The sequence below is a fragment of the Collinsella aerofaciens genome (assembly GCF_028209885.1).
GTDB classification, from domain to species: Bacteria; Actinomycetota; Coriobacteriia; order Coriobacteriales; family Coriobacteriaceae; genus Collinsella; species Collinsella aerofaciens_BA.
The window spans coordinates 39,959-56,784 of the sequence record NZ_JAQLEM010000002.1 but is presented as its reverse complement, the minus strand read 5'-3'; the positions used below and the strand labels follow the sequence as shown (position 1 = coordinate 56,784).

The 16,826-nt window shown below is 60.3% G+C and carries 13 protein-coding genes; all 13 read right to left on the bottom strand.

Annotation, left to right across the window (positions count from 1 at the left end; genetic code table 11):
* Positions 1-29: 29 nt before the first annotated feature.
* Complete coding sequence (locus PMX21_RS00730; protein WP_334204069.1) at positions 30-1,730, bottom strand: peptidoglycan D,D-transpeptidase FtsI family protein; 1,701 nt, start codon at positions 1,728-1,730, stop codon at positions 30-32.
* 182 nt (positions 1,731-1,912) lie between these two features.
* Entirely contained in the window at positions 1,913-2,383 is a 471-nt protein-coding gene (locus PMX21_RS00725) for a hypothetical protein (protein ID WP_055309808.1), read from the bottom strand.
* 90 nt (positions 2,384-2,473) lie between these two features.
* Positions 2,474-3,439 (bottom strand): 16S rRNA (cytosine(1402)-N(4))-methyltransferase RsmH, encoded by a 966-nt coding sequence (rsmH, locus tag PMX21_RS00720; protein ID WP_006234266.1) that lies wholly within the window; start codon positions 3,437-3,439, stop codon positions 2,474-2,476.
* Positions 3,440-3,459: 20 nt separating this feature from the next.
* Positions 3,460-3,894, bottom strand: coding sequence for a division/cell wall cluster transcriptional repressor MraZ (locus tag PMX21_RS00715; RefSeq protein ID WP_006234269.1), 435 nt, complete (start codon positions 3,892-3,894; stop codon positions 3,460-3,462).
* A gap of 463 nt (positions 3,895-4,357) precedes the next feature.
* Positions 4,358-5,299, bottom strand: coding sequence for a site-specific tyrosine recombinase XerD (gene xerD / locus PMX21_RS00710; protein WP_271757173.1), 942 nt, complete (start codon positions 5,297-5,299; stop codon positions 4,358-4,360).
* 2 nt (positions 5,300-5,301) lie between these two features.
* Positions 5,302-6,963, bottom strand: a complete 1,662-nt coding sequence (locus PMX21_RS00705) for a CTP synthase (protein WP_195361182.1) — start codon at positions 6,961-6,963, stop codon at positions 5,302-5,304.
* 178 nt (positions 6,964-7,141) lie between these two features.
* A complete protein-coding gene (locus PMX21_RS00700; RefSeq protein ID WP_271757168.1) occupies positions 7,142-7,480 on the bottom strand; it encodes a helix-turn-helix domain-containing protein in 339 nt (112 codons plus the stop codon).
* A 249-nt stretch (positions 7,481-7,729) separates the two neighbouring features.
* Entirely contained in the window at positions 7,730-9,211 is a 1,482-nt protein-coding gene (locus tag PMX21_RS00695; protein WP_271757165.1) for a DUF1846 domain-containing protein, read from the bottom strand.
* Positions 9,212-9,743: 532 nt separating this feature from the next.
* The gene (locus PMX21_RS00690) at positions 9,744-11,231 is read right to left on the bottom strand and encodes a YfcC family protein (protein ID WP_416378162.1); all 1,488 of its coding nucleotides are present in this window, start codon (positions 11,229-11,231) and stop codon (positions 9,744-9,746) included.
* 138 nt (positions 11,232-11,369) lie between these two features.
* The gene (gene argF, locus PMX21_RS00685) at positions 11,370-12,365 is read right to left on the bottom strand and encodes an ornithine carbamoyltransferase (RefSeq protein WP_099431521.1); all 996 of its coding nucleotides are present in this window, start codon (positions 12,363-12,365) and stop codon (positions 11,370-11,372) included.
* 105 nt (positions 12,366-12,470) lie between these two features.
* Positions 12,471-13,712 carry an arginine deiminase gene (gene arcA, locus PMX21_RS00680; protein WP_099431519.1) on the bottom strand — a complete coding sequence of 414 codons (1,242 nt, stop codon included), beginning with the start codon at positions 13,710-13,712 and terminating at the stop codon, positions 12,471-12,473.
* Between the two features lie 574 nt (positions 13,713-14,286).
* On the bottom strand, positions 14,287-15,411 hold the full coding sequence (locus PMX21_RS00675) for an aminotransferase (RefSeq protein WP_271757158.1): 1,125 nt from the start codon (positions 15,409-15,411) through the stop codon (positions 14,287-14,289).
* A 149-nt stretch (positions 15,412-15,560) separates the two neighbouring features.
* Positions 15,561-16,802, bottom strand: coding sequence for an arginine deiminase (gene arcA, locus PMX21_RS00670; protein ID WP_271757154.1), 1,242 nt, complete (start codon positions 16,800-16,802; stop codon positions 15,561-15,563).
* Positions 16,803-16,826 lie beyond the last annotated feature (24 nt).

Sequence of the window (16,826 nt, the reverse complement as noted above, 5' to 3'; positions counted from 1 at the left end):
ACAAACCACGCCCCAAAGATTGTAACCCCCTACTTCGTGTGCGGGATACCCAGCACGTCGAGCGCGTTGGCCATAATGGACTGGAACGGCACCGCAGCGGCATCTGAGCCGCTCGGCGTTCCGTCGAGCGTGATATAGCACAGCACCTTGGGCGATTGTGCCGGTGCAAAGCCCATAAAGGACGACATGTAGTTCTCCTTGAGGTAGCCGCCGTTCTCGTCGGCACGTTCGGCCGTACCGGTCTTACCCGCTACGTCATAGCCGTCAACCGCGCCGCCAACGCCCGTTCCCTCGGACACGACCGTCTGCATGCACGATGTCACCTGGGATGCGGCGTCCTCCGAAATCGCGCGCTCGCCTTCGCCCCAGTCCTTCTCGTCGCCTTTGCTGGACTTATAGAAGTGCGGTGTCATCATCACACCGCCGTTGGCGATGCCGCCCACGGCACGTGCGATCTCAATCGGCGAGACGGACAGTGCCTGTCCAAAGCTCATCGAGCCCAGCGTGGCGCCGTCATACTGGTCACGCTCCTTGACGATACCCAGGCTCTCGCCCGGAAAATCTACACCGGAGCTATGACCGATGCCCCACTTGTCCACATAGGCGGCAAAGTCGTCGGCACCGATCTTGCGCCCCACCAGGACAAAGCCCACGTTGGACGAACGGCGCATCATCTCGCGCACATCCATGGTCATGGCGTAGTCGCGCTTGTCAGCATCGGTGACGGTATCGTCGCCCACCTTGATGCTCGCCGGCACCTCAAACGACGTACTCGATCGCACGACGCCCAAGTCGAAGCCGGCGCCTGCCACGAGCGTCTTAAAGACCGAGCCGGGCTCGTAGGCGTCGGTGACCAGGCGCAAGTTCATATCCTCGGTCTTGGCGTTTTCCAGATTGGTCTGGTCGTAAGTCGGATACGAGCAGGCTGCCAAGATCTCGCCTGTCGTAGGATCGGTGACCAGCGCCGAGCCGTTCTTGGCCTTAGTCTTCTCAACTGCCTCTGCCAGGGCATCCTCGGCCGCACGCTGGATATTGACGTCGAGCGTCGTCACGATATCAACGCCGTCGACCGCAGCCACCTTTTTATAGGCGCCGCCCGCGATATAGCTGCCGTCCCTCGCGCGCTCGCGTACGAGAGAACCGTTCGTGCCTGTCAGAAGCTTGTTGTATTGCTTTTCGAGACCCGTCAAGCCGTCGTTGTCTACATTCACTACACCCAGCACCTGCGATGCCAGATTGCCGTATGGATATACGCGCTTCATGGCCTGCTCAAAAAGCACGCCGGGCAGGTTCTTCTTCTCCAGCGCCGCAACATCGTCTTCGTCCACCTGGCGCTTGATATACACCCAGGTTCCATCGGACTCAACGAGCTTGCGGCAGGTCTTTTTATCGATTCCAGTTGCCTTGACCAGCGCCGACACCGTCTTGTCAACATCCTCGACAAGCTGCGGGTTCACGGCGATGTTGCGACATTCGACCGACGACGCCAACACGTTGCCGTTGCGGTCGTAGATGGTGCCGCGTTTGGCATAGAGGGTCTGCGCAAGCAGGCGGCGCGCATCGGCACGCTCGCGCAGTTTATCGGCTTCGACAATTTGATAGTCGGCAAGGCGAAAGACGCCCAAGCCCAAGCCAAGCCCGATGAAGCCCATAACGGCTTTGCGGCGAGACAGAGGTGCGCCTGTGAGCCATTCGGTCGACGAACTCTTGCGCGACCTGGTGTTATGCACTTGAGGGCCGCCCGAGCCGCGAAGTCGCGACGCCGGGTCGTTGCCACGGGACTGCCCGGCGTTGTAAGATTGCCGACCCGTTCCTTGATAACCAGAACGTCCCCGCGACGAGGGACGTCCAGAACCGCGGCCCCCATCGGAACCGCGGCGATAGTCATTTGTCATACTCAGCTACCGTCTTGCTACTGAGCGGTCGCGGTCGCGTTGGCGCCCGCGGCTGCATCCTGCGAAAAGTCAAGTGTAACGCTCTCGCTGGGCTCCACCATGCCATAAGCGCCCGCAAGGTCGCGAATGCGCGTGTCGGCGCCATAGACCGAATGCATGACCTCCAGGTCGGAGCTCTCATCGGTCGCCTTTTCGAGCGTGCTGGTAAGCTCGGCGTTGCTGTTGAGCACCTGGGCCGTAACGCCGGCGAGCGCCACGCGGGCGACGCCGATCGTCATGAAGATAGCCGCAATGATGCAAAACGTTTTAAGAACGCTCATGAAAACCGGGCTTACCGCCTGGTTTGCCTGACGGCCCGCGCCCGTGTAGACATCAAAGCGCGGCGCGCGCTGCTCACGGGGAGCAACGGGGGCCTGCGGCGTCTCACGATAGGCGGGCATGGCGTTCATATCATAGGCGAGTGCTGCGCTTGAAGTGTTGTAGCCCATGATATGCCGCCTCCCATCCCGAGTACGTTGGTAGTGTGTTTAAGCTTCGTTTATGGTGCGAGCGGGAGGTCCAATATCGCGCGGTCGCGCCTACAGACGCTGCGCCACGCGGATTTTGGCTGATCTCGCCCGAGGGTTGCGCTCAACCTCATCAGGCTGGGCAACCAAGGGTTTGCGGGTGATGACCTTGAGTATCGGCACGTTGCCGCACACGCACACCGGAATCTCCGGCGGACACGTGCACCCCTGGCTCATCTCCTTAAAGTGGTTCTTTACGATACGGTCCTCGAGCGAGTGATACGAGATGACGCAGATACGTCCGCCCGGGTTGAGCCACCTGGTGGCGGCATCAAGCCCTCGTTCGAGCACATCGAGCTCGTGATTGACCTCGATGCGAATGGCCTGGAAACTTTTCTTGGCCGGGTGTCCGCCATGCCGACGAGCGGCAGCCGGGATACCCGCCTTGATGATCTCGACAAATTGGCCGGTGGTTTCGATCGGTTCTTGCTCGCGGCGGCGCACGATCTCGCGCGCGATCTGCGAGGCGAACTTCTCTTCGCCGTAGACGCGTAGAATCCGGGCGAGGTCGTGTTCGTTATAGGTGTTGATGACCTCAGCTGCGTTTAAGGTGTTATTGCCCGGATCCATCCGCATGTCCAATGGGGCGTCCTCGTTATACGAAAAGCCCCTGCCAGGGATATCGAGTTGCGGTGACGAAACGCCCAAATCGAACAGGAAGCCATCGACCCCGGGCACCTCGGCCGAGCAAAGCAGCTCGTCCAAGTCGCCGAAGTTGCCCTTCAGCAGCTGGTGCGGAACGCCGGGAACCTCGCGGTCCAGACGGGCGCCAGCGGCCTCGAGGGCCATGTCGTCCTGATCGACGCCGAGCAGAAGGCCCGTCTCCCCCACCTGCGCGGCCATCTTTACCGAATGGCCGGCACCGCCAAGGGTGCAATCGCAGACAACGGAGCCGCTCTTTAGCCGCAGCGACTCAAGCACTTCGCCGAGCATGACAGGTTCATGCCGATATTCTTGTGTCAAGATCCCACGCTCCATCCGTTACCCGTGCCTTGCCCTTACGAGAAGAAGAGGTCCAGCAAGGCCTCATCGTCATCGTCCTCATCGGCCGCGGCGCGATCCCAAACCTCAAGGTGGTCGTAGTTGCCCACAACCGTGACCTCGCGGTCGAGGTTCGCCTGCTTGCGGAGAGACTCGGAAAGACCGATACGACCGGCGCTGTCCACGTCCATCGACGTGGTGCGCTTGTTGATCGCCCTCATGAGCTTCTGGTCGTTAATGTCACGCGGGTTAAAACCCTCGTGGCCCTCACGACCCGCGAAGAGTCCTTCGACCCACTTATCGAAGGCCTCGGCAGAGAACACGTACAGAGCATCGACATCCAGGGCTTTGAACACGCGAACGTGCTCTCCAAGCTCCTCGCGAAGGGGTGCAGGCAGGGACAGACGACCTTTTGCATCGAGATTGCGCTCGTATGCACCAGTCATTCCCATGTGCGCCCTCCCCTCGGTTACTCAGATGGCACGTACGCGGGGAACCACCCCGCCTGTCGACGTCATTAATAATATGGGGAACCGCCCCATTTTTCAACACCTTTCCCCACCCCTTCCCCCACTCCGCCTCACCACTCCACCCACCATATATTGCAAAACACCTCCAAGCATATGTTCGAAAACACAATATGTTGTGTTTACATCAACGGCGGGATGCCACCTGTGGCACCCCGCCGTTCAACCTCAACCTTCAAGTTGACCTTGAGGCGATTTTTGCGTCCCTTTACATGCCGTTCACATCGCCCCCAAACTCCCCCACCCAAGGCACGTGCGGCCCACCACCGCGACGCCAAGTGGCGAAAAATAGGACGGGGCTCCAGATTGCCCATGCGCGCGCAAAAGCACGCCGCGGCAATCTGGGGCCCGTCCCCAAATACCTATAAATATGCAGGTCAGCGATGTGTTAACGATGTGCCAGCGGGTGCGCCGCCAGATAGACCTCGGTCAGTTGCGTACGATCGACATGCGTATAGACCTGCGTGGTCGAAATATCGGCATGGCCCAAAATCTCCTGCAGCACACGCAGGTCGGCACCGCCCGCGAGCATGTGGGTGGCAAAGGAGTGGCGCAAGGTATGGGGATGGAGCCCCACCAGCCCCACCTGGCGCCCATACCGCTCGCATATCGCATGCACGGCCTGACGCGACAGGCGACGTCCGTTCTTATTTAAAAAGACCGCCGAGGTCTCTGTTCCGCGGGCATGGGCCGCCAAGCGAGAACGCCCCTCAGTTACATAGAGCGCCAGAGCTCGCGCCGCGCTTCCCACCAGCGGGGACAGGCGTTCCTTTGAGCCCTTACCGCGAACGAGCACAAAGCCATCGTCGATATGGATATCGCCCACATCGAGCCCAACCAGTTCACTCACGCGCAAGCCGCAACCGTAAAGCACTTCCAAGATGGCATGGTCGCGCAAGCCCATCTCGCCCTCGGGAAAGTCTTGATCCAGCAGTGCCGAGACGTCCTCCACCGAAAGGTATTCCGGCAGGCGATCTGCCTTTTTGGGCAGGCGCAACGCCGCCGTCGGGTTTTGGGCCACGGCCCCATCGCGCACCAAAAAGGCATGCAGGCCCTTCACGGCAGCAAGCGCGCGCTCCACCGAGGCGTCGGAATAGCCTCCGTCGCGACGGTCGGCGACAAAGCCCTCCACGACCTGACGAGTCACCTCTTCAAAAGACACAATACCCGCCCGCTCCAGATAGGCGCAGTACGTCGTCAGGTCACGACGGTAGGCCGCAATCGTGTTGCGCGCCAAACCCCGCTCGACCGCGAGGTAATCGAGATACTCCCCCGCCACCACAGCGAGCGACGAGGGAGTAGCTTCAGTATGTTCCTTATTCTCCGGCACCCTTAGTCCGTAGCGAGGTTCTTGGGCGTCACCTGCAGACGGTCGACACCCTCGTGCTGGCCGATCGAAGCGCGCACGAACTCGCGGAACAGCGGCTGCGGGTTGGTCGGGCGGCTCTTGAACTCGGGATGAGCCTGAGTTGCCACATACCACGGATGTACGTCGCGCGGCAGCTCGACCATCTCGACCAGACGCTCGTCGGGCGAAAGACCCGAGATAACCAAACCGGCGTCCTCGAGCTGATCGCGGAAGGCGTTGTTGAACTCAAAACGGTGACGGTGACGCTCGTAGACGAGCTCCTCGCCGTATGCCTCGCGCGCGAGGGTATCGGCGGCGAGCTTGCACGGATAGGCGCCCAGGCGCATGGTGCCGCCCTTCTCGGTCACGTCCTCCTGCGAGCTCATCAGGTCGATGACACTATACGGGCCATCCGGATCGAACTCGGAAGAGCTGGCGCCGGCAAGGCCGACCACGTTGCGGGCGAACTCGCACACGGCTACCTGCATACCCAGGCAAATGCCCAGATACGGAATCTTGTGCTCGCGGGCGAACTCGGCCGCGAGGATCTTGCCCTCCAGGGCGCGCTTGCCAAAGCCGCCAGGGACCAAGATGCCCGAGGCGTCACCCAGGACCTCGGAGACATTCTGCTCGTCGAGGCTCTCGCCATCGACCAGCTGCACGTCAACGTGGCGATCGTAGAACACACCAGCGTGGTGCAGGGCCTCGATAACCGACAGGTAGGCATCGGGCAGCTGCGTATACTTGCCCACGACGGCGATCTTCACCTTGTCGGCGTGCTGGTTGGCATGGTTCTGCTTGCGCAGGAACTCGTTCCACTGACTCAGGTCGCGCTCACGCGGGTCCAGACCCAGGCGCTCGCAAATGCGCAGGTCAAAGTCCTGCTCGGCAAGCAGCTGCGGAACATCGTAGATGCTCGCGCAGTCCTCGTTGGTAAAGACACAGTCGGTGTCGACGTCGCAGAAGCTTGCGATCTTGCCGCGGATGGCATCGTCGATATGGTGGTCGGAGCGCAGAACGATAATATCGGGCTGGATACCAAAGCTGCGGAGCTCCTTAACGGAGTGCTGCGTCGGCTTGGTCTTGACCTCGTGGGCGGCGGCGATATAGGGAACGAGCGACACGTGGATGTAGCAGACGTTCTCGGGGCCGGCCTCCTTGCGATACTGGCGAATGGCCTCGACAAACGGCTGCGACTCAATGTCGCCGATAGTGCCGCCCAGCTCAGTGATGACCACGTCGGAGCCGGTCTGCTCCTCAATACGACGGAACTTTTCCTTAATGGCGTTCGTGACGTGCGGAATCACCTGTACGGTGCCGCCCAAAAAGTCACCGCGACGTTCACGGGCGATCAGGCTCTTATAGATGGCACCAGTCGTAAAGTTGGAATCGCGGGTTAGGTTCTCGTCAATAAAGCGCTCGTAGTGGCCCAGGTCCAGATCGGACTCGTAGCCGTCCTCGGTCACAAAGACCTCGCCATGCTGGAACGGGCTCATGGTGCCGGGGTCGACGTTCAGATACGGGTCGGCCTTTTGCATCGTTACCTTGTACCCGCGCGACTTGAGCAGACGGCCCAGCGAGGCCGCGGTAATACCCTTGCCCAGAGACGAAACCACGCCGCCGGTCACGAACACATGCTTGGTCATATTGAGTTACCTGCGCTTCCCGTAGAAGTTGTCCATACACATCTTACGGGTCTTCATTGTAATACTCGCGACGCGCGCCGCACGCATTTTTTCTTACGCGCAATCGCATTTCTCCATCTCGAAACAAAACGCCGTCCGGTTGCCCAGGCGGCGTCGTTTCCACTATGAATGCACGCTGTTATCGATCGGCGGCTTCATCCTCGATCAAGTCCTTCACGAGCATACCGGCACGGATGCCCTCTAGATACCATTCGCCACGCTCCGTGAGACAAATACCATTTGCGAGCTGGCCGCCGTCGTCGCTGTAGCGCGAGACGACCTCGATGATGTCTTCGGATTCCAAGCGCTCAATTGCCGCGCGGGCGCGATACGGAGACACCCCCACACGCTCGGCAAGCGTCTTGCGCGAAAAGCCATAAAATCCGCCGTTGTCTTCGGACAGCTGTGCGATCTCCATCAGCACCTGCACCTCGACACGCTTCATATCGTTGACACTCGCACGACCCTTGCCAGCCATGGCAGCCTCCTCAAACCGAGCACGGGCATCACCTGCACCGTGCGCGACCGGCACACCCCATGATGGCCGGCAACATCCATCATGCGGCATCCCCGCAAAAGGATGAAACAGTTAGGGTTATTGTATACCGCCCAAATCGCTTATAGGCAGGTAAACGGGCTATTTTTAGGTTAAACGGTAGCTTTGTTGATAAAAGGGGCACACCGAATGCATACCCGATGCGCCCCTTTCAGACCAATTAATCCAGGCTTAGCGGTGGAAGAAACCACGGCGCTCGAACTTGGGCTCGCAGCACACGTTGATGCCCAGCTTGCGCAACACCGTCTCGTCCGTCGGCGAGATGATCACGCTAAAGAAGGCATCGCAGCCGCGCAGCTGCTCCAGACCCGAAAGGACGCGGGCCGCCGTCTCGCTCGTTGCCGAGGTGATCGAGAGCGCCATAAGCGTCTCGTCGGTGTGCAGGCGCGGGTTCTTGCTACCCAGGAAATGCGTCTTGAGCTTGCTGATAGGCTCAATCGCCTCATCGCTGATGACCTCGAGCTCAAGGTCAACGCCCGAGACATTCTTAAGTGCGTTCATGATGAGCGAGCTCGCGGCGCCCAGGCGCGTGGAAGTCTTGCCGGTCACCACGGAGCCGTCGGGCATGACCATGGCGCCTACGGGGCCACCCGTCAGCTGCTCCCTGGTAAGGGCGGCCGAGCGCGCCGGCGAGTAGTTCTTGTCGATACCGGCCTTCTTCATAATAATCTTGAGACGGTCGACTTGCTCATCGCCCACGCCGGTACGGCGCACATTTTCGACCGCGGTAAAGTAGCGGCGGACGATCTCCATCTTGGAAGCGTCGCGGCAGGCATCGTCATCGGTGATGGCAAAGCCGACCATGTTGACGCCCATGTCCGTGGGGCTCTGGTAGGGGCTCTTGCCCAGGATCTTTTCCATCAGAGCACGGACCACCGGGAAAGCCTCGACGTCACGGTTGTAGTTGACCGTGGTCTTGTTGTAGGCCTCCAAGTGGAAGGAGTCGATGATATTGGCGTCGTCGAGATCTGCCGTGGCCGCCTCGTAGGCGATGTTGACCGGATGCGTGAGGGGAAGGTTCCAGACCGGGAAGGTCTCGAACTTGGCATAGCCGGCGGCGGTGCCGTGCTTGTGCTCGTGATAGAGCTGAGACAGGCAGGTGGCGAGCTTGCCCGAGCCAGGACCCGGCGCGGTGACCACGACGAGCGGACGGGTGGTCTCGACAAACTCGTTCTTGCCATAGCCGTCGTCGGACACGATCAGGTCGACGTCGTGCGGATAGCCCTCGATGGGATAGTGCAACTTGGCGGGAATGCCGAGCGCGTTCAGGCGATTGCGGAACACATCGGCGGCGGGCTGGCCGGCGTACTGGGTGATAACCACGGCCGCGACAGCAAAACCGTTGCCGCGGAACAGGTCGACCAGGCGCAAAACGTCCTCGTCATAGGTAATGCCCAGGTCACCGCGAGCCTTGTTCTTCTCGATGTGGTTCGCGTTAATGGCGATGATGACCTCAACGTCGTCGGCTATGCTCTTGAGCATGCGAAACTTGCTGTCCGGCTCAAAACCCGGCAGCACGCGGCTCGCGTGATAGTCGTCAAACAGCTTGCCGCCAAACTCCAAATAGAGTTTGCCGCCAAACTGCGAGATGCGCTCCTTAATATGAGCGGCCTGCAGCTCGATATACTTCGCGTTGTCGAAACCCTGGCGCATGTATGGCTCCCGTCCCGTTTCCATTTAATGTTCTAGGCGATTATAACGGAGCAGACCCTTCCCAACACCCAAGCAGCCAACGGGCATCAACCAAACACGTCATCGATAAGTTGCGGTGAAATAGTTCCTGTTTAACCCCTCATGACGGCCAAACAGGAACTATTCCACCGCAACTTCCCCTTTTGGCGCAAACTAACCTGACACCTTTGCACCAACAACAGAAACGTCGCAGGTTGAGCATAAGTCAGCGAGCGACGTCCAGGACGTACAAGTTGGCATGAAAAAGGCAAGGCATAGACCTTCTGGTCATGCCTTGCCTTTTGAATGACAAATTGTCGTCCTGGGCGGCGCACAGCGTCGACTGGTTGCGCGGTTCGTAGAACCGCGCAACATGAGAGCGCCCCCTCCCGCGCACGGAACGGGAGGGGGCTAAAGGTAGGAGTCTACCGGTGGGTTGACCCCACCGGACAGACGATGACCAGATGATCCTTTACAGGATCGTCAAGGTTTCCGTGGGGTACCCGTTGGGTACTTAGAGCAACACGCAGGCGACGGTCAGGATGATGGCGCAGACGACGGAGAGCGCGACGATGAGCTTAAGGGCAAACTTGAGCCAGGTCGTCCACTCGATCTTGGCCAGGGCGAGACCGCCCATGATGGCGCCGGAGGTCGGGGTGAACAGGTTCACGACACCGATGGCGGCGGAGAAGATCATGACCATGACCTCGGGCGAGAAGCCGAGCTTAACAGCCAGCGGTCCCATGATGGGCATGGAGACGGTGGCCATACCGGAGGTCGAGGGGATCAGGAAGGACAGGCCGAAGTAGACCAGGAAGCTCATGGGAGCGAAGATCACGCCGGACAGGCCAGCCAGGGCATTGGCGGCAGCGTCGAGGACGTAAACGTCGAGGCCGGTGCTAGCCATGAGGACGGAGATGCCACGGGCGAGGGCGATGACGAGAACAACGGACATCATGTCGGCAGCGCCGGTGATGAAGGTGTTAACGATCTGCTTCTCGGACAGGCCACCGATGATACCGATCAGGATAGCCATGAGGAAGAACCAGGTGGAAGCCTCGTCGAAGTACCACTGGCCAATGGGCAGGCCGGTGATCAGGGCAGACCAGCCCTGGACGACGGCATTACCGTCGGCGTCGTAGACAGCGCCAGCGTCAAAGAAGTTGGCGACGCCCTCGTTGAGGTCGGCCAGCGGGATGAAGCCGACGATCATGACGACGAAGGTGAAGGCGAAGGCGATCAGAACACCCTTCTGACGACCGGTGAGCTTGACCTCCTTGTGGACCTCGGAAGCAGCCTTGCCATGTGCCTCTTCGGCGTCCTTGAGTTCCTGCATCGAGAGGATGGTGGAACCCTTGTCAGCCTTGACCTTCTTGGCATAGTTCATCACGAAGACGATGGACATGACGGTGGTAACAAGCCACAGGACGGCACCGAGGCCGATGATGATGGACTGGTTCACGGCAATGTCAACGCCGGTCAGGGCGTCGACGGCAGCGCCGACGGCGAACGGGTTAACCGTGGAGCCGAGGCAGCCGCAGCCAGCGCCGAGCAGGACGGTAGCGGCGCCGACCATCGGGTCGAAGCCGGCAGCCATCATGGTAGCGGCGAGCAGGGCGTAGAAGGGAACGGTCTCCTCGCACATACCATAGGTGGTACCACCGAGGGAGAAGATGAGCATCAGCACGGGAATGAGCATGATCTCGTTGCCCTTAAGCTTCTGCACCAGGACGGCGATGCCGTTGTCCAGAGCGCCGGTCTCGGTCATCATACCGAGGAAGCCGCCCAGGATCATAACGAAGAGGCAGACGGGCAGAGCGTCAGCGAAGCCCTTAATCGGGGCGGTGCAGAAATCGCTCAGACGGGCGGCAGTAACCGTGCCGCCGGACGTGCCGGAGACGATAACGGTAACAACTGCAACAATTGCCAGCAGAGCAAGAAGAATGGTGAACGATGAAGGCATACCGCGCTTTTTCTTAGCGGTCTCAGTCATAGTTCTCATCCCCCCTTCATAAATCATTTAACTTTCTCGCGCGAAGCGGATCTTCCGTGCCGTGCCCACCGCCCGACGCGAGATATTTACCAGACAAAGCCGCTCGGGGTGTGCAGCAAGACACCCCGAGCGAGATGCTAGATGCTCTTACTTGAGCGTGGCGTACATGACAGCCTTAATGGTGTGCATGCGGTTCTCGGCCTCGTCGAAGACCTTGGAAGCGGGGCTCTCGAAGACCTCGTCGGTGACCTCCTGCTCGGTGATGCCGAACTGCTCGCACTTCTCGGCGCCAATCGTGGTGTTGGTGTCGTGGAAGCTGGGCAGGCAGTGCAGGAAGATGGCACCCGGGTTGGCCATAGCCATGACCTCGGAGGTGACACGATACGGGGTGAGCTGAGCGATGCGCTCAGCCCAGACCTCGTCGGGCTCGCCCATGGAGACCCACACGTCGGTGTAGATAACGTCGGCACCGGTGACGCCGTCCTTGACGTCGGTGGTCAGCTTGATGGTGCAGCCGTTGGCCTCGGCGATGGGCTTGCAGGCCTCGATGACGTCGTCGGCGGGCATGCACTCCTCGGGGCCGCAGGCCACGAAGTTCATGCCGAGCTTGGAACAGACAACCATGAGGGAGCGAGCAACGTTGTTCTTGCAGTCGCCCATGAAGACGAGGGTCTTACCCTTGATGTCGTAGTTGAAGTTCTCCTGGACGGTCAGGATGTCGGCAAGCATCTGGGTGGGGTGCCACTCGGTGGTCAGGCCGTTCCACACGGGCACGCCGGACTTGGCAGCGAGCTCCTCGACGTCGTCCTGGGCAAAGCCACGGAACTCGATGCCGTCATACATGCGGCCGAGAACGCGGGCGGTGTCCTCGATGGACTCCTTCTTGCCCATCTGCGACGAACCGGGATCGAGGTAGGTGACGCCCATGCCCAGATCCATGCCGCCGACCTCGAAGGCGCAGCGGGTACGAGTGGAGGTCTTCTGGAAGAGCAGAACGATGTTCTTGCCCTCGAGATAGCGGTGCGGAACGCCAGCGCGCTTCATGTCCTTGAAGTTCTTGGAAAGCTTGAGCAAGTACTCGATCTCCTCGGTGGAGAGGTCGAGGAGCTTGAGGAAGCTACGGCCGGAGAGGTTAACACCCATGGTTCGTTTCCTTTCGAAAAAATGAATTACGTAAGTATTAGTGTTGCCCGTTTGACGGGCGAAACCGGTGCGGTTGTAGGGGAACCGCACCGGAAACGGAAAGACTTAGAGGTCCTCGCGCCAGAAGGGCATGCTCATGCAGCGCGGGCCGCCGCGGCCGCGGGAGAGCTCGGCGGAGGGCACGACGAGAAGGTCCAGGCCCTCCTTGTACAGCACGTCGTTGGTGACGGTGTTGCGGGCGTAGACGCAGATCTTGCCGGGCTCGACGCACAGGGTGTTGGAGCCGTCGTTCCACTGCTCGCGGGAGGCCGCGATCGGGTCGCCGCCGCCGCAGGGAATCAGCTTGACCTGGTCGACGCCGGTGGCGTCCTCCAGGACGTGCTCGAGGGTGTCCTCGATCAGGCGGATGTTCACGTCGCCCGGGTTCTTGCCGGCGGTCAGCTCGTAGACGCGCAGGGTGCCCATGATGGCGGGGTGGATCGTGAACTTATCGACGTCGATCTGGGTGAAGACCGTGTCGAGGTGCATGAAGGCGCGCGAGACCGGGATGTCGAAGGCCAGGATGCGCTCGACCTTGGAGTCGGAGTTCCAGAAGATGTTCTGGGCCATGACGTCGATGGCCGCGGCCTGGGTGCGCTGGGAGATGCCGACGGCGAGGGTCTTCTCGTTGATGTTCAGCACGTCGCCGCCCTCGGTGTGGAACTGGCAGTCGCGGCGGAAGTACAGGGAGACGTCCTTGTAGTCGGGGTGGTACTTGAAGACGTACTTGCCGTACAGGGTCTCGCGGTTGCGGGTGACCGAGTACATGCGGTTGAGGTTGACGCCCTCGCCGACGACCGCGAACGGGTCGCGGGTGAAGTAGAGGTTGGGCATCGGGTCGATGATCAGGTCGGACTCGGACTCGGAGTTGACCAGGGAGTCGAGGGTCGTGGACGCCGTGAGGGGCATGTCGATCTCGGCCTTGGTCATGCCGGCCATGGTCTTCTTGACGAACTCGAGGTTGTCCTCGATGGAGTCCAGCTTCTCGCGGACGATCTGCGGCATGTGCTGGCCGCGGATGCCGGCCTCGGCGATGTACTGGTCGGTGAACTCGGCGCGGGCGCCGGGGACCTGGTCGAACACCTCGGCGACGAGGTTCTCGAGGTAGAGGACCTCCACGCCCTGGTCCCTCAGGATCTGGGCGAAGGTGTCGTGCTCCTGCTGCGCGACCTCCAGGAACGGGACGTCGTCGAACAGGAGTCGCTCGAGCTCGTCGGGCGGCAGGTTGAGGAGCTCGTCGCCGGGACGGTGCAGGCAGACCTTCCTGAGCTTGCCGATCTCGGAAGGCACGTGCAGACCTTTCGTCATGGCCTCCTACCTTTCTTTCGGGCCCTTGTCAGGGCCGATTCGTTAGCGCCCCTCCGTGTGAGGCGTTATTGCTGACGACATATTTATATCCAAAATCAGCCCATACTTCCACCTTGCCCCCGAACGGTTTTTTATAGGGGGTGAATGGCATACACATATACTTCACGCATGGCACACTTCATCTTAATAAAGCGTATTTACGTGCTTAAACGCGTTTTCAATCCTAAAATCAAATGGAACTTAACTTTGTTAAACCATCCTCAAATTGCATATTTCAACTAAAGCTATGAATAGAATTAGCGGTTCATACCGCGTCTCAACCATTTTCATTTTTATTCAGAAAAAAGTTTGTCCTATTCATTTCTGGTAAATAAATTACCGTTTACCAGACGCTTGATACCGTTCACCGGAAACTCAGTATAAGGCCCAGCGGATACCGGCTCGCTTTACGGCTCCATTTGTAACAACTTGACTTCTCGGTATAGAAAAATGGACCCGCTTCCCCTAGGGAAACGGGTCCATTTTCGATTATCTTCGGCCAATTTAGATAACGCCCTCGAAGATCATCGGAATCCTAGCGATCAAACTCCGCCAGCGCCTCGCCCAAAAGCCTCAGGCCCTCGCGCAGAACGTCCTCGCTCGCGCAGTAGCCCAGGCGTGCGCCACAGGGAAGCTCAAAGCGGCTGCCGGGTACCAGCAGCACTCCCCTCTCGGACAGCAGGCGCTTGCAGAACTCCTCGTCGTCCTCGGGAATATCCAGCTGGATTAACGAGGTAGACACGCCCTGTGGGGCCGTCCAGGAAACGCGATGCTGCGTATCGATCCAAGCCTGCGCGATATCGCGGTTGCCAAACACGATCTTGCGATTGCGCTCGAGGATCTTGTCCTTGTGCTCAAGCACATAGGTCGCCAGGGCGTCGTTGAACACACCGCCGCAGATCATGGTGTAATCGCGATAAGTGCGGATACGGTTGGACACCTCTTCGTCGGCCACGACCCAGCCCACGCGGGCCGCAGGCGTCGAATAGGTCTTCGACAACGAGTTGGTGACAATGGCCCTCTCGTACACGTCGACCATCGACATAAAGGACTCAGTGTTTTCGAGCGGCAGATACACCTCGTCGCACAGCACGTAGGCGCCCACCGAACGGGCGATCTCGGCAATCTGGCCGAGCGTATCGGCATCGAGCACCGTTCCGATGGGGTTCGATGCGTTGTTAATGCAGATGAGCTTGGTGGTGGGTCGAACCAGACGCTTAAGCTCCTCGATATCGGGCTTCCAGCCGAGCTCCTCGCGAAGCTCCCAGTACTCGACCTCGGCGCCCAGCGTGCGCGGAATCTCGTAGAGCGGCGCATAGGTGGGCCACTCGGCAATCACATGGTCGCCGGGCTCGACCACAGCCATGATGGCGTTGAGGTTAGCGCCCGTGCAGCCATTGGTCTGCAGAATGTGATCGGGATTGACCTCGCGACGATACAGCTTGTCAACCTCGGCCTTAAACTCCGGCGAGCCCTCGATCCAGCCGTAGTTCATCTTCTCGCGGTCCAGGCGCTCGTAGAACGTGGCGCCGTCCTGCTCATCGAGCGCGCGCAGCTCGCCCATGGTGAGCGACGAGATCGTCGACTGGGCGATGTCCCACGTGGCACTCTTCTCCCAAACGTTGAGCCATCCCTCAACGCCAATCGTCTTGATGTCCATGGCCAAGCTCCTTACAAAAGCAGTCATCCAATCGTGTTGACGTTCCTCATACAAGATTGGGGCGGTGCGAAAACCCGCACCGCCCCAATGGGAGACATCTAATGGCAGCTAGATGTATGTATTATGACCTGTACGGGTCCTTGAAGACCTTAGAGGTCCTCGCGCCAGAAGGGCATGCTCATGCAGCGCGGGCCGCCGCGGCCGCGGGAGAGCTCGGCGGAGGGCACGACGAGAAGGTCCAGGCCCTCCTTGTACAGCACGTCGTTGGTGACGGTGTTGCGGGCGTAGACGCAGATCTTGCCGGGCTCGACGCACAGGGTGTTGGAGCCGTCGTTCCACTGCTCGCGGGAGGCCGCGATCGGGTCGCCGCCGCCGCAGGGAATCAGCTTGACCTGGTCGACGCCGGTGGCGTCCTCCAGGACGTGCTCGAGGGTGTCCTCGACCAGGCGGATGTTCACGTCGCCCGGGTTCTTGCCGGCGGTCAGCTCGTAGACGCGCAGGGTGCCCATGATGGCGGGGTGGATCGTGAACTTATCGACGTCGATCTGGGTGAAGACCGTGTCGAGGTGCATGAAGGCGCGCGAGACCGGGATGTCGAAGGCCAGGATGCGCTCGACCTTGGAGTCGGAGTTCCAGAAGATGTTCTGGGCCATGACGTCGATGGCCGCGGCCTGGGTGCGCTGGGAGATGCCGACGGCGAGGGTCTTCTCGTTGATGTTCAGCACGTCGCCGCCCTCGGTGTGGAACTGGCAGTCGCGGCGGAAGTACAGGGAGACGTCCTTGTAGTCGGGGTGGTACTTGAAGACGTACTTGCCGTACAGGGTCTCGCGGTTGCGGGTGACCGAGTACATGCGGTTGAGGTTGACGCCCTCGCCGACGACCGCGAACGGGTCGCGGGTGAAGTAGAGGTTGGGCATCGGGTCGATGATCAGGTCGGACTCGGACTCGGAGTTGACCAGGGAGTCGAGGGTCGTGGACGCCGTGAGGGGCATGTCGATCTCGGCCTTGGTCATGCCGGCCATGGTCTTCTTGACGAACTCGAGGTTGTCCTCGATGGAGTCCAGCTTCTCGCGGACGATCTGCGGCATGTGCTGGCCGCGGATGCCGGCCTCGGCGATGTACTGGTCGGTGAACTCGGCGCGGGCGCCGGGGACCTGGTCGAACACCTCGGCGACGAGGTTCTCGAGGTAGAGGACCTCCACGCCCTGGTCCCTCAGGATCTGGGCGAAGGTGTCGTGCTCCTGCTGCGCGACCTCCAGGAACGGGACGTCGTCGAACAGGAGTCGCTCGAGCTCGTCGGGCGGCAGGTTGAGGAGCTCGTCGCCGGGACGGTGCAGGCAGACCTTCCTGAGCTTGCCGATCTCGGAAGGCACGTGCAGACCTTTCGTCATGGCCTCCTACCTTTCTTTCGGGCC

Bases quoted from the DNA above. Each gene is read 5' to 3' on its own strand.
- PMX21_RS00695 (WP_271757165.1), bottom strand. From the start codon at position 9,211: ATGCGCCAGGGTTTCGACAACGCGAAGTATATCGAGCTGCAGGCCGCT.
- PMX21_RS00675 (WP_271757158.1), bottom strand. From the start codon at position 15,411: ATGGACATCAAGACGATTGGCGTTGAGGGATGGCTCAACGTTTGGGAG.
- PMX21_RS00700 (WP_271757168.1), bottom strand. From the start codon at position 7,480: ATGGCTGGCAAGGGTCGTGCGAGTGTCAACGATATGAAGCGTGTCGAG.
- PMX21_RS00715 (WP_006234269.1), bottom strand. From the start codon at position 3,894: ATGGGAATGACTGGTGCATACGAGCGCAATCTCGATGCAAAAGGTCGT.
- PMX21_RS00725 (WP_055309808.1), bottom strand. From the start codon at position 2,383: ATGGGCTACAACACTTCAAGCGCAGCACTCGCCTATGATATGAACGCC.
- PMX21_RS00690 (WP_416378162.1), bottom strand. From the start codon at position 11,231: ATGAGAACTATGACTGAGACCGCTAAGAAAAAGCGCGGTATGCCTTCA.
- PMX21_RS00705 (WP_195361182.1), bottom strand. From the start codon at position 6,963: ATGACCAAGCATGTGTTCGTGACCGGCGGCGTGGTTTCGTCTCTGGGC.
- rsmH (WP_006234266.1), bottom strand. From the start codon at position 3,439: ATGGAGCGTGGGATCTTGACACAAGAATATCGGCATGAACCTGTCATG.
- argF (WP_099431521.1), bottom strand. From the start codon at position 12,365: ATGGGTGTTAACCTCTCCGGCCGTAGCTTCCTCAAGCTCCTCGACCTC.
- arcA (WP_271757154.1), bottom strand. From the start codon at position 16,802: ATGACGAAAGGTCTGCACGTGCCTTCCGAGATCGGCAAGCTCAGGAAG.
- arcA (WP_099431519.1), bottom strand. From the start codon at position 13,712: ATGACGAAAGGTCTGCACGTGCCTTCCGAGATCGGCAAGCTCAGGAAG.